This is a genomic window from Paenibacillus sp. PastM-3, assembly GCF_029893965.1.
Taxonomy (GTDB): Bacteria; Bacillota; Bacilli; order Paenibacillales; family Paenibacillaceae; genus Paenibacillus_AQ.
Map to the genome: position 1 here is coordinate 1 of NZ_JARXXP010000020.1, position 13,325 is coordinate 13,325.

Below are 13,325 nucleotides of genomic sequence, written 5' to 3' on the forward strand. Positions count from 1 at the left end.
CAGGAGAATCGCTGCTCTGTTTAAATTTTAGACTTTTGAGAAGAGAATGAGCCTGTCACTACCAGTAGAATATCTACTTATGGGACAGCCTCTTTGCCTTGCATCCGCCATTCAACTGTCCTGCTCGATCAATTGAATCCATTCATTATATTCATTCTGCAGCTTGGCATATTCCGCCTGAAGCTCACGGTGTTCCTTGGCCAGCTTGTCCAGCTCGCCCTCTCTGAGCTCGAACTGTGCCTGCATCAGCCGAAGCTGGCTCTGGGTCAGTTCAAAATGCTCCCCGATCTCATCCAGCTGCTGCTGCGCTTCACGCTGTGCCTCGCTTAACGCTTTGGCCTGTGCCTCTGCCTCCCCGGCTTCCTGCTGCCAGATCTCGATTTCCTCGCGCAGAGCGGCTTCCGTTCCGCTCCACTGTGCTTCCCGCTGCTGCAGCTCTTCATACTGCTGCTTCCAGGAAGCTTCATTCTCGCGTGCCTCCCGGATTGCTTCCTGCTGTCCGGCAGCTGCCGCTGCAGCTTCACGGGCAGCCTCGGACAGCTCTTCAAAGCGCCGTGCCGTTTCCTCGGTTTCGGCCTCCAGCAGGCTGTATCTTTCTTCCAGCTGCTCTTTGTCCTGCAGCAGGTCGTCATACTGTGCAATCAAGTCCTCGTACCGGCTGCGCAAAGCCGCAAGCTGCTTGCGTACTTCCGCTGCGTCTTCACGCTGAGCGGCAGACTCAAGCTCGGCTTCCGCCCGCTGGCCGGCCTCGCGTTCAAGCTTCTGCTGCATTTCCAGAGCCTGGCTGCGCAGAGCTTCTATCCCGTGCTGCAGCGAATCTGCCCGCTCTTCCGCTTCCAGCAGGCTCATTTCAAGTTCGCCGATATCTGCCATATGCTTATCAGCTAGCTCCTGCCAGTTCCGCGCCTCTGCTTCTGTACGGGCAAGCTCATCCTGCAGACGGCTCAGCTCCGCCCCGGCTCTTCCGAGTTCGCTGCGCAGCTCCGCTGCTTCACTGCCTGCCTGCTCATACTGCTGGCGCAGCTCTTCCAGCTCGCCGCTCAGCAGCGTCTGCAGCTCTGCGGACGACTGCAGTTCCCTGCGAGCCTCGCCGAGCGCGGCTTCCTTCTCCTGCAGCAGACTGCGCAGCTCCGCCGCTTCACTGCCTGCCTGCTCATATTGCTGGCGCAGCTCTTCTAGCTCGTCGCTCAGCAGCGTCTGCAGCTCTGCGGACGACTGCAGTTCCCTGCGCGCCTCGCCGAGCGCGGCTTCCTTCTCCTGCAGCAGACTGCGCAGCTCTGCTGTCTCTTGGCCTGCCTGCCCAAGTCGCTCACGCAGACCGGCTGAGTCCCTCAGCTCCTGCTCATGGCGCTGACGCAGCTCTTCAAGCTCCGCGTTGACCAGCTCAGCAAGCTCTGTTGCCGACTGCAGCTCTTCCCCGGAGCGGCTCAGCCGCTCCTCAGCCTCCAGCAGGGCATCCCTGAGTCCGGCCGCATCGTTCTGCGTCTCATCATAACGCAGATGCAGCTCTTCCAGCTGCCCATTCAGCAGCGCAAGCTGCTCGGCTGAAGTCCGCTGCTCCCCGGCGAGCTGCTCTCCCCGGGCTACAGCCGCTTCATACTCGGCCTGCAGACTCTGCCGGGCATCGCGTTCACTCTTAAGCCCCGCTTCGGCCGCACGCAGCCGTGACTGAAGCTGTCCCGTACCTCCGCGCAGCTCATTAAGCTGCTTGTCCAGCTCCTGAAGCTGCTGCTTGTGGCGGTGCTCCTGTGTGCCCTGGGACTGCCGGAGCTCCTTGTTCTTGGTCTGCTCCTTCTGCAGCGCTTCCCGCTCACCGCTAAGCTCCTTCTCAAGCGCTGCCTTGGTATCTGCAAGCTCCTTGCTGAGCACGGCGCGGATCTCTACAACTTCCCCGCCGAGCGATTCCCGGGTCTGCGCCAGCTCCTGCTCCAGCTGAGACAGCGTTTCCGCTTTCTCCTGCAGCAGTGTATCACGGAGGTTATTCAGCTCCTCCGCATGCGCCGCCCTCAGTTCATCAAGCTGCTGCAGGCGGGCCTCATCAAGTGCCGCCAGCTCCTGCCTGTGGCTATCGCGGCTTTCAGCCTGTTCCTGCTCATAGACCTTGCGCAGCTCCTGCAGCTCCGCCTCACGGGCCTGCAGCTCTTCTGCAAGCTTCTCCCGGGCAGCTGCCGCCGCCTGCTCCGCCTGCTGCAGCTGCTCGGCATGAGCCTTACGTTCCTGCTCCAGATTATCCAGGTGACGCTTGCGTTCCTCTTCAGCTTCAGCTACCAGCCGGGCGGCTTCCGCCTTGGCCGACTCCCTTAGCCGTTCATATTCTTCCTGCCGTTCGCGCTGGACTTCCAGGAGGCGTGACACCTCTACCCGCAGCTCAGTACGCTCACCGGTCAGCATATTTAGTTCATTTTTGAAGTCCTGAACCTGGATGGCCTGCTCTGCCATATGTACGGCTGCAAGCACCGCGATCCGCGGGGTATCCAGTCTGGAATGGGATTTAGAAATGGCTTGCATATGCTCGTCCACATAACGGGCCACTTGTTTCATATATTCACTGCTGCTTCCGACTAATTTATAGGAAGTTCCATATATCTCCACGGCGACACGGGTCCGGTCCATAGCCACAGTTGTGCCCTCCTTTGTATGTGTGCGGATTCTAAGCTGATTGCCCTGCTCCTATTGTATCGTGATTTCTGGACATTTGGCAAAACAACCGTCTTATTGAATAAATTCTGCCGGTACCCCGCACTTTTGTACTAAAAGATGTGTATAGGAAAAGCCGCGCGAATCCCGGTCTAATTGGATTCGCTGCGGCTTTGCACAATTCCTGCTACTTTCTTAATTCTGCACCAAAACTTTGCTGAAGCGCGGAGACAACCTTTTCGTGCACTTCTGATACCTCTTCATCCGTCAGTGTATGCTCTGTATGGCGGTACAGGAGGGAGATGGCCACGCTCTTTTTGCCGCTCTCCATTTTACCGCCGGTATAGACATCGAATACCTGTACGTTCTGCAGCAGCGTTCCGCCGTTCTCACGGATAACGTCCAGCAGATGGCCGGCAGGAACAGCCTCATCGACTACAACGGCAATATCCCGTTCCATCCCCGGGAAGCGCTGCAGTTCACTGTACTGCAGATTAGTCCGGGCGTTGTCATACAGCGGCTGCAGCAGCAGCTCAGCCACATAGGTATCCTCAAGGTCAAGCTTATGCTGCAGTTCCGGATGAAGCTGGCCCATCGTGCCAATCAGCGTACGTCCTGCTCCTTCAAGCAGATAAATGGAAGCGGAACGGCCCGGATGATAATCCTGCGGCGCATTGCCTTCATATACAATACGTCCGGTGAGCCCAAGATAAGCAAATACGCTCTCCAGTGCTCCCTTGAGATCGAAGAAATCAACAGGTTCAGCCGTTATATTCCATTGTTTGGCTGTACGGGTTCCGCTCAGCAGCAGCCCCAGTACCGGCAGCTCACGCGGCTGGCGGGTAAGCTGTTCTTCGTCAGTGAAGAACACATTGCCGATCTCGAACAGCGCCAGATCACTCTGCCGGCGGTTCGTATTATAGAGGGCAATATCCAGCAGCTGCGGCAGCAGGCTGGTGCGCAGCACACTGCGCTCCTCGCTCATCGGCATTGCCAGCTTCACAGCCTGCTCGCCTGCGGAGAACGCAGGGAACAGCTTGCTCTGCTCCGGCTGGATGAAGGAATAGCCCATTACTTCCTGGTAGCCGCCAAGAGCCAGCATACGGCGCAGTTCACGGCGGACGGATTGCCGGGCTGTCAGGGCTCCCGGAGTCGTAACCCCTTCAATCAGGGTTGTCGGAATATTATCATAGCCGTACAAACGGGCTACCTCTTCAATCAGGTCCACATCGTAGCTGATGTCTCCGCGCCGGGAAGGCACCTGTACTTCAACCAGTCCTTGCGCGGCATCGCCGCACTTGAAGCTCAGTCGTCCGAACAGTGTCTTCACTTCCAGCAGTGAAAGCTCTGTACCCAGATAGTTGTTCAGCTTCTCAAGCGAGAGCGTCAGAATTTTCTCCGGAGCAGAATCGCTGCCTGCCTGCACAATGCCTTCATGCACTGCGCCGCCGGCATAACGGGCGATCAGGGCTGCGGCACGGTTCAGTGCCGGAATGACCGCTTTCGGATCAACCTGCTTCTCGAAGCGCAGGGAGGCTTCCGAACGCAGGCCAAGCTGGCGGGAAGTCTTGCGTACGGTGCCGCCCTCGAACCGGGCCGACTCCAGAATGATATTAACGGTCTCTGCCGTTACTTCCGTGTCCAGACCGCCCATTACACCAGCCAGAGCCACCGATTTGGCTCTATCGGCGATAACCAGCATTTGCGGCTCCAGCTTACGCTCCTGGCCGTCAAGGGTAGTCAGTACTTCGCCTTCACGGGCAAAGCGTACTCCCAGCACGCCGCCTTCCACTTTGTCTCCGTCAAAAGCATGCAGCGGCTGGCCGTATTCAAGCATGACGTAATTTGTAATGTCTACGATGTTGTTGATCGGGCGCACTCCTGCAGCCATCAGACGGTTCTGAATCCACAGCGGCGATGGAGCAGGCTTCACTCCGGAAATATAACGCACCGCATAATGGCTGCAGAATTCCTCGTTCTCGATCTGAACAGAAATGGAGTCAGAAGCTTTGCCTCCGGCTTCAACCAGTTCAGCAGCAGGATCAGGCAGCTTCAGGTCACGGCCCAGAATGGCGCTCACTTCATACGCTGCACCAATCATGCTGAGACAGTCGGAGCGGTTCGGCGTCAGGTCAAATTCCAGAATCTCGTCGTTCAGGCCGAGCACCTTTAGAATATCCTGGCCGACTTCCGTGTTCTCCGGCAGCACCAGAATGCCTTCCTGCAGCTCTTTCGGCAGCAGCTTGTCGTTCAGGCCCAGCTCTTTGGCCGAGCAGATCATGCCCTGTGACAGGACGCCGCGCAGCTTCGCCTTCTTGATCTCCAGACCCGGCAGCTTGGCGCCAACGAGGGCAACGGGAACCTTCTGGCCGGCGGCCACGTTCTTCGCTCCGCAGACGATCTGCAGATCCTCGCCCTGTCCGGCATCAACGATACACACGTTCAGCTTGTCGGCATCCGGGTGCTTTTCTTTGGATTTCACATATCCGGTTACAATCCCGGACAGTCCTTTGTTGCGGCGCTCCACGCCGTCAATCTCAATGCCTGCAGTAGTAATTTTGTCCGCCAGCTCTTCAGCGGTTACTCCCTCTAACGATATATAATCGGTCAGCCATCCGGTTGATACTTTCATGTCCGCTCACTTCCTTTTGTTTCAGATGTATTTATCTACCTGCCGGGTCTGCTTGCTGTCCGGGAAATAGAAAAGTCCGCACTCCCAATTTCACTTTTAAAATATTCTTGTATATCCGTACTTCCTCCAGGGAATGTTTGGACTTCCGGCCGCTGTTGTCTGCAGATTTCCTGATTGAACCGCTGTATGCGGTAGAAATCCGCAGACAAAGGCGGACGCTACCGCTCCTACAGTTCCAAAATTCCCTTCCGGTCGTTCCTATATAATATTATCCTTAAAAGCCAAACCATCGCTGCGCTTACCTTTCATAATCTACCGCCCCAGCCCGCAGCCCCGCCAAAAATCTATATCCCCTTGAACTGCTTCACAAAGCCCATATCGTTAGTGTAGAAGTAGCGGATGTCGTCGATTCCGTATTTCAGCATCGCGATCCGTTCCACGCCCATACCGAAAGCGAAGCCGCTGTATTTCTCAGGGTCGTAGCCGCCCATTCTAAGCACGTTCGGGTGTACCATACCTGCGCCGAGAATCTCCAGCCATCCGCTCTGCTTGCACAGACGGCAGCCGTCGCCGCCGCATTTGAAGCAGCTGACATCGACTTCAACGCTCGGCTCGGTGAACGGGAAGAAGCTAGGGCGCAGACGGATGCCTGTAGCCGGCCCGAACATTTCCTTCACGAACTGGTTCAGCGTTCCTTTGAGGTCGCTCATACGGATTTTGCTGCCGATGACGAGACCTTCAATCTGGTGGAACTGGAAGGAGTGGGTCGCATCGTCATCATCGCGGCGGTACACTTTGCCGGGACAGATGATTTTGACCGGAGTTTCGCCCTTCATCGCCTGCATGGTGCGGACCTGTACCGGAGAGGTCTGGGTACGCATGAGCAGGTCCTCTGTTAAATAGAAGGAATCCTGCATGTCGCGCGCCGGGTGGTTCTTGGGCAGATTGAGCGCTTCGAAGTTGTAGTAGTCTGTCTCCACCTCCGGACCTTCAGCGACCTTGTATCCCATGCCGATGAAAATATCCTCGATCTCCTGAACAACCCGGTTCAGCGGATGGATGCCGCCCTGCGGCAGAGTGCGGCCCGGCAGGGTAACGTCTACCTTTTCAGCCTGCAGACGGTTCAGCGTCTCCTGCTGCTGGAAGGCCTCCTGCTTGGCTGTAATAATCTCTTCAATGGCGCTGCGCACCAGGTTCGCCACCTGGCCGATCACTGGCCGCTCCTCGGCGCTCAGTCCTCCCATTCCGCGCAGAACCTCAGTCAGCTCACCCTTTTTGCCCAGATATTTGACACGCAAATCATTCAGCGCCTGCGGATCGGTAACCTCCTGCAGCTTAGCCAAGGCCTCGACCTTCAATGCTTCCAGCTTTTCTTTCATGGCATGCACTGCCCCCTTTAATCATCGTATTGTACAAGTTGAACCGGCACCCGTTCTAAACAGGACCGGATCAACAAAAAAAGGCCTTTTCTCCCGGAAAGGGACGAAAAGACCGTGGTACCACCCTTGTTAGACAAGCTGCACCATATCCCTCTAAGAGAGGTATTCCCTCTTACGGCATGGTAAAGACATGTCTCACTTTAACAGAAATAACGGTCTGCGGCCGGTATCCCCTACTGAATGAAATTCAGGGAACTGCTCCGGAGTGAACTTCGGCAGCTCTGCTCTCCCAGAAACGCTCTCAATCTCCGGCGTCTCCTCCCTGTTGGCCAGGCACTGCGTACTTGTCTCCATCACTGCATTTGTTCAGATTATACGTATTCATCTTCATAAAGATATGCCTCAATAGTATAAGCAAAAATAAGACTTTTGACAAGCGGATCTAAAATTAGGCAAATTTTTATCTGATTTTAATCTTCCTTTAAGTTTCAAAAAGCTTTTTCCGGTTTTTTTTCAGCGGACATTCAGCGAATCTTGATATTTTTCCTAATTAGTAAGGCCGGGCTAACCTGTTTTTCTATGCGAAAAAAGGATACTGCCGGTTTTTAAACAGGGAGGGAAATTCATGCATAAACGAAGTAAGGCTTATGTTCTGTTATTACTCAGCACATTTGCCGTAAGCCAGTTCCCCGGATTTACGGGATCTGCAGCATATGCGGCCGCCGCCGGCACAGCAGCAGCCAAAACGACGGCTGCCGTAACCGAAATCTCAACGCTCGCCAAGCTGAGCCCGATAAATCTGGGAGCGTCCTTTAGCGTCAAGCTTAGCGATGCCCGGGTGTTCGCTCAGGACAGCGGAAATATTTTAACGTATACCCTTACTTACACCAACAGCTCAAGCACCAGCGTCAATCTGGTCAATTACTTCTCCAAGGTTGTTACAACCGGGGGAAGCGTGATCAAGGGAACGGCTGTCTCCGCAGACAGCACGGTCAAAAAAATCGCCGGGAAAGAAACAAAGAGTATTACATACTACGCGAATATCGGCAAAGCCGTCAGCGTAAAAGGGCTCAAAATCAATATGTACGGCTGGAATTTCAGCGCAGCCAATTATGAGCAGCGGATCGGCACCTTTACCGTTCCTTCAAACTATTCAGCCGCAGCGCTTCAGGGGGAGAGCAAGAAAACCGAGCTGGGCAGCGTTCCCGTCACTACTCAGGCCAGCTCGCTGCAAATCTACAAATATAACGGAAAAGTCTATGCCAAGGTTGGCTATAGCATTACGAATCTCGGTACCAGGGTGCTGAGCGATCCGGGATACAGCATGTATCTGAAGTCCTCCGGCGGTTCGGTATTTACACTTGCGCTGGATGAGAGCAGCTCTGAATACAAGATTCAGCCGCAGCAAAAAAAGACGCTGTATTTCATGACCGAAATCCCGGCCTACATGAACACTTCCAAAATGGAGCTGCAGATTGCCAAGCTGGATGAAGGCCTCAAGCTGTACCTGCCGGTGGCCTCTTATTCATTGCCGACTCCGGTTACTGCTGACTTCACAGTTGCTGCCGGTGCGATCAAAAAAGTATCCGTCGACAGCAATGTGGTTGATATGCAGCTGAAATCAGCGGCCGTCTATGCCGAGAATGAGAACGGAATCTGGACGTACCAGTTCCGGGTCAAAAATACAGGCAGCACAGCAGTGACTTTGCCTGCCTACGTGCTTTCGGTCAAATCAGCGGAAGGCTATACCTTCCCGGTCACGACTGACGCCTTCAACAGCCTTACGCTGAAGCCGCTGGAAGAAAAGCTGATCGAGCTTACCGCCAGCGTTCCGCTTGAGCTCGCCCAGGATACCCTGCAGCTTCAGGTCATACCGCCAGCCGCCGCAGATAATTCCGGCAAAATCATGCTGCCGGTAGCCTATTTCAAAATTCCATATAAGCTCGAGAGCAACACTCACATCACCTCCGAGGCCAGTGTTATCAACAATTACGGGACGTTCGGCGTTACCCTGCAGTCTCTGGAGCGTCTGCCCTGGGGCGATGAGGACCTTGTCCAGGCCAAGCTAAGCATCCGGAACAGCACCTCCAAGACGATCACGCTGCCCAAGCTGACAGGTATTTTGAAGGCAGATTTGAATGATCTGACCTCCTCAACCCAGGTCGTTATTGACAATGACGTGTCCATCCTTGCGCCTGGTGAAAGTGCACAGCTTACCGTATTGGCCCATATTCCATACACGCTCGACTACAGCCAGACCAAGATCATTCTCCAGGAAACGTCCGGACAGTTCCTTTCTTTGAGCACAAGCGACGGGGCGGTAACCAGCCTCAGCCCGCTGGCGGCAGGTTCATCATTCAAAATCACGGCAACCGGTAAAAAAGCGAGCATTCAGGAGCGGCTGACCACGGTGTATACCGGCAGCAGCTCGAAGACGGTATACACCGAAATAGAGATGAACAGCGAGGAATCCCGCCAGACGAACCTGGCCAGGCTGTATGCCTCCTTCCGGACGGCGGACGGGCAATATTTTGAAGCCGATGTTAATCAGTCTGAGCTGCCTACCGGCGCAGCCGGCAAAACACTGGTCACCTTCTCGGCGAATGTGCCATCCACAGTGGACACCTCTTCCCTCCAGCTCTATATCGGACAGGGCGTTGCGGGCGGCAAGCTTGCTGCAGCCGGAACGGAAGCTACCGGATACGTGAATACTGCCGCGCTGGCCTTGAACGTTACAACTGTAAGCTCGCAGACGAATCTGAACAACGGAGTATCTATGTTCCCTTACGCTCTTACGATTACCAATTCTGCGGGCAGTTTGACTGCAGGAAATACCAATCTTACCTTGTCATTCAATTATAACCTGACACAGGATTCCACTTACCAGACTGGTACATACGGCCATAAGCTGGTGCTGCACTTCATCGATCCTTATGGGCAATTCTATGAAAAGACGCTAACGCTCGGCACCGACCTGATTGTCGGCAGCAACAGCCTGTACACCACGACGATCAGCAGCACCCTTTTCAAGACCCTTAACGGCGGAAACTACAGGCTGACTCTGTACGATGAATTCCAGGGCCAGCGGATTGAGCTGGGCAGCCAGGTTTACGACATTACCGTTACCCAGCCTGCTTCGGCAACAGACGATGACAAGGACAAAGATACAGACAGCAGCACAAGCACTGGTACTAGCGATACTACAGCAGATAGCGCATCTTAATATTTAGGCAGCCCTGCAATTTTTATATTCAATATTGAGCAAGATGGAGGCCCTTGAATGAAGAAGAAAAAAGTGATTATCGCTTCAAGTATCGTAGTAGTGGCAATCGCAGGTGTCCTGGCTTATGTGCTGTGGCCGGATGCCGGCAAGGAGGCCAGTGCGGCTCCTCTGAATACCGCCATTGTGGCAAAAGGCAACATCCTTAACGGAGTGTCAGGTTCCGGCTCGATCTCACCGATCAATACCGGCAGCATCCGGACCAAGGAAGCCGGGGAGGTCGATCAGGTTATGGTGGCTAAGGGCGATGTCGTTAAAAAAGGCGATGTGCTGATCACTTTTGTAGCCAGCGACATGAGCGACAAAATGAAAGAGGCCGAGAAATCATTGACCAGCCTGAAGACGGACCTTACGGACAAGCAGGAAAATTACAAAACGCTGGCGATGAACAATGCTACGGAGGAAGAGCTGGCTTCTGCCAAAAAGGCGATCGAAAAAGTGGAAAGCGACATAGCCGGGCAGCAGGAATCCATCGCCGACCTTGAGGAGGATATGCTTCCTCAAGGCCCGTTGACCGCTCCGATGGACGGCACGATTACAGCAGTCAACATTACGGACGGCGAACAGGCCCAAAACGGCTCGGAGCTGTTCACCATGACCGATTACGAAAACCTCAGCGTTACTGTTCAGGTGGACGAACTGGACATCCCGAATATTAAGCTTGACCAGTCTGCGACCATTACACTCGATGCCCTGGAGGACCAGGAGTTTGAAGGTAAAGTCATTGAGATCGCCAAAGAAGGCACCTCCTCCAACGGCGTCTCCCTCTTTGATGTGACCGTAGGCCTGAATGAATCCGAAGGCGTACTGGTCGGGATGTCCGCCGAAGTGGCAATCACGATTGAAGAAAAGAACGATGTATTAACCGTACCGATCGAAGCCGTATCCGAGATGAACGGAAAATATTACGTTAATGTTCCAGTGACGGAAGGTGACGGCAGTGAAACCGGCGCAACAAGTGACACTGCTGGCGGGCAAATGCCTGGCGGCGATGTTCCTGCCGGCGGTGCAGCTGGCGGGCAAGCGCCTGACGGTGCGGCTCCTGCTGGCGGGGAAGCTTCTGCCGAAGGTGCAACTGGCGGGAAGGCTTCTGGCGGTGAAGGCCGCGGAGGCACCTTCCCGAGCGGGGCTCCAAGCGGCGGCTTCCCGGGCGGCGGTCAAATGGGCGGCAGAAGCAGCTCAAACACAGCTTCCGGCCAGAAGCGGGTTGAGGTCACAGTCGGCATACATGATGAGAGCAACATTGAAATCGTCAGCGGACTGTCCGAAGGCGATGAAGTGGTTATCCCGACCGTTATCAGCACAGGCAGCTCCACTAGTAGCGGACAGTCCCAGATGGGCGGCATGGGAGGTATGGGCGGTTTCAGTACAGGCGGTTTCAGTACAGGCGGCTTCAGCGGCGGCGGCTTTAGCGGCGGCACAGGCGGCCCGCCATCCGGCGGCGGCAGCGGCAGCGGCATGGGCGGTGGCCGTCAATGAGTACGCAGCCGCTGATTAAGGTCGAGAACATGATTCACCGGTACGTCATGGCCGGTGAATCCATGACCATTCTCAAAGGCCTCAGTTTTACGATTGAACACGGTGAATTCGTGGCGATTATCGGCCCTTCCGGCTCCGGCAAATCCACATTGATGAATATGCTGGGCTGCCTTGATATAGCCAACGAAGGCGATTATTTGCTGGACGGGCAGGAAGTCCGTAAATTATCGGACAACAAACTGGCCCAGATCCGCAATGAAAAAATCGGCTTTATCTTTCAGAACTTTAACCTTCTGCCCAAGCTGTCGGCAGTAGAAAATGTAGAGCTCCCCCTCATCTACCGGGGGGTCTCCCACCGGGAACGCCGGGAGGTTGCCCGCAATGCACTGATCAGGGTCGGCCTTGAAGAACGGATCGACCACCGGCCCTCAGAGCTGTCGGGCGGCCAGCAGCAGCGTGTCGCCATTGCCCGCGCACTGGCCGGAACTCCGCCGATCCTGCTTGCAGATGAGCCGACCGGCGCCCTTGATTCCAGAACAGGCAAGGAAGTTCTCCAGATGATCAAAGAGCTGAATGAGCAGGGACACACCATCATCCTCATCACGCATGACCTCGAAATTGCCGAACAGGCCAAACGGATCATCCGCATACAGGATGGCAGCCTCGTTGAAGATCGGAGGATTGCCAGATAATGATGCTGTATCAAAGTATGAAAATGGCCATTAAGAGCATCCTCAGCAGTAAAGTGAGAGCTTTTCTGACTATGCTTGGAATCATCATCGGGGTTTCATCCGTTATTGCGCTTGTTTCTGTCGGGCAGGGAACGACTTCGCAAATTACGGAATCGTTAAGCTCACTGGGGACTAACCAGCTGACAGTTAGCATTATGGGACGAGGAGCAACCACCTCCCTGACCTACGAGGAGGCGCTTGCTCTTGGAGAGATTGAAGGTGTGGAGAATGTCTCTCCTGTCATCAGCGGCAATGTTACTGCCAAGCACGGAACCGAAAACGTCTCGGTATCGGTAGAAGGAATTACGCCCGCCTATGAGGATGTACAGAATTTCCATGTACAGTCCGGCCGCTTCCTGCTTGATATTGATACCGAGTACCGCCAGAAGGTCGCCTTAATCGGTTCGGACACGGCTGAGGATTTATTCGGCACTGACAGCCCGGTCGGTGAAAGAATACAGCTGAACGGGACGAGCTTTAAAATCGTCGGCCTGCTGGAGAGCAAGGGCAGCACCAGCGGCGGCTCCAGTGACGAGAAGATTCTGATTCCAATCTCCACTGCAGAACGGTTCCTACAGAGCAAAGGGGTTCGCTCCATTACCATTACCACGACCTCCAACGGGAACGTGGAGGAAGTCAAAACCAAGCTGGAGTCCACCCTGGACGCCAAATTCAGTTCAGCGGAGAATGCCTACTCTGTCTTTGATTCCCAGGAGATGCTTGAGACCGTTAACGAGACCAGTGCCACGCTTTCGCTCGCTCTGGGCGGGATTGCCGGTATCTCACTGTTTGTCGGCGGTATCGGCATCATGAACATTATGATTGTCTCCGTGAATGAGCGGACCCGTGAGATCGGTATCCGTAAAGCCATCGGCGCCAAGAAAATAAATATTCTCATGCAGTTCATGATCGAATCTGTCGTATTAAGCGGCTTAGGCGGCCTGATCGGTGTCGGCCTGGGTCTTGGAGCCAGCTGGGCGGTAGGCAATTATACCTCGATGAATGTAGCGACATCCTGGAACATGGTCCTGATCTCCTTCTCGTTCTCGCTGATCATCGGAATCGTGTTCGGAATGATTCCTGCGAACAAAGCGGCAAGAATGCGCCCGATTTATGCGCTCCGCAACGATTAACCCCGGCGAATGCTAACATAATCCGTAAAGCCCCTGAACCTGGCTTTGCGGATT

Annotated in this window: 7 protein-coding genes and 1 other annotated feature; of the genes, 4 read left to right on the top strand and 3 right to left on the bottom strand. The window is 54.8% G+C overall.

What is annotated here, in order from left to right; translation table 11 throughout:
- Positions 1–111: 111 nt before the first annotated feature.
- From M2108_RS22885 to pheS, 3 genes are all read right to left on the bottom strand, one after another.
- Positions 112–2,619 carry a hypothetical protein gene (locus tag M2108_RS22885; protein ID WP_277471734.1) on the bottom strand — a complete coding sequence of 836 codons (2,508 nt, stop codon included), beginning with the start codon at positions 2,617–2,619 and terminating at the stop codon, positions 112–114.
- A 205-nt stretch (positions 2,620–2,824) separates the two neighbouring features.
- Positions 2,825–5,269, bottom strand: a complete 2,445-nt coding sequence (gene pheT, locus M2108_RS22890; protein WP_277471733.1) for a phenylalanine--tRNA ligase subunit beta — start codon at positions 5,267–5,269, stop codon at positions 2,825–2,827.
- A gap of 344 nt (positions 5,270–5,613) precedes the next feature.
- Positions 5,614–6,648, bottom strand: a complete 1,035-nt coding sequence (gene pheS, locus M2108_RS22895; protein ID WP_068729059.1) for a phenylalanine--tRNA ligase subunit alpha — start codon at positions 6,646–6,648, stop codon at positions 5,614–5,616.
- Positions 6,649–6,744: 96 nt separating this feature from the next.
- Positions 6,745–7,014, bottom strand: a binding site (T-box leader).
- A 259-nt stretch (positions 7,015–7,273) separates the two neighbouring features.
- Here pheS and M2108_RS22900 point away from each other — a divergent pair.
- From M2108_RS22900 to M2108_RS22915, 4 genes are read left to right on the top strand one after another with little or no spacing between them, the layout of a single operon-like run.
- Positions 7,274–9,871: a hypothetical protein gene (locus M2108_RS22900; RefSeq protein ID WP_277471732.1), complete on the top strand. Its 2,598-nt coding sequence runs from the start codon at positions 7,274–7,276 to the stop codon at positions 9,869–9,871.
- A 57-nt stretch (positions 9,872–9,928) separates the two neighbouring features.
- On the top strand, positions 9,929–11,407 hold the full coding sequence (locus tag M2108_RS22905; protein ID WP_277471731.1) for an efflux RND transporter periplasmic adaptor subunit: 1,479 nt from the start codon (positions 9,929–9,931) through the stop codon (positions 11,405–11,407).
- The gene (locus M2108_RS22910) at positions 11,404–12,099 is read left to right on the top strand and encodes an ABC transporter ATP-binding protein (RefSeq protein WP_277471730.1); all 696 of its coding nucleotides are present in this window, start codon (positions 11,404–11,406) and stop codon (positions 12,097–12,099) included. The genes M2108_RS22905 and M2108_RS22910 overlap by 4 nt, the downstream gene beginning before the upstream one ends.
- A complete protein-coding gene (locus tag M2108_RS22915) occupies positions 12,099–13,271 on the top strand; it encodes an ABC transporter permease (RefSeq protein WP_068729067.1) in 1,173 nt (390 codons plus the stop codon). The genes M2108_RS22910 and M2108_RS22915 overlap by 1 nt, the downstream gene beginning before the upstream one ends.
- Positions 13,272–13,325 lie beyond the last annotated feature (54 nt).

What these genes read in the sequence shown, in the direction of transcription:
- pheT (WP_277471733.1), bottom strand. Translation starts at nt 5,269, where the DNA reads ATGAAAGTATCAACCGGATGGCTGACCGATTATATATCGTTAGAGGGA.
- pheS (WP_068729059.1), bottom strand. Translation starts at nt 6,648, where the DNA reads ATGAAAGAAAAGCTGGAAGCATTGAAGGTCGAGGCCTTGGCTAAGCTG.
- M2108_RS22900 (WP_277471732.1), top strand. Translation starts at nt 7,274, where the DNA reads ATGCATAAACGAAGTAAGGCTTATGTTCTGTTATTACTCAGCACATTT.
- M2108_RS22905 (WP_277471731.1), top strand. Translation starts at nt 9,929, where the DNA reads ATGAAGAAGAAAAAAGTGATTATCGCTTCAAGTATCGTAGTAGTGGCA.
- M2108_RS22910 (WP_277471730.1), top strand. Translation starts at nt 11,404, where the DNA reads ATGAGTACGCAGCCGCTGATTAAGGTCGAGAACATGATTCACCGGTAC.
- M2108_RS22915 (WP_068729067.1), top strand. Translation starts at nt 12,099, where the DNA reads ATGATGCTGTATCAAAGTATGAAAATGGCCATTAAGAGCATCCTCAGC.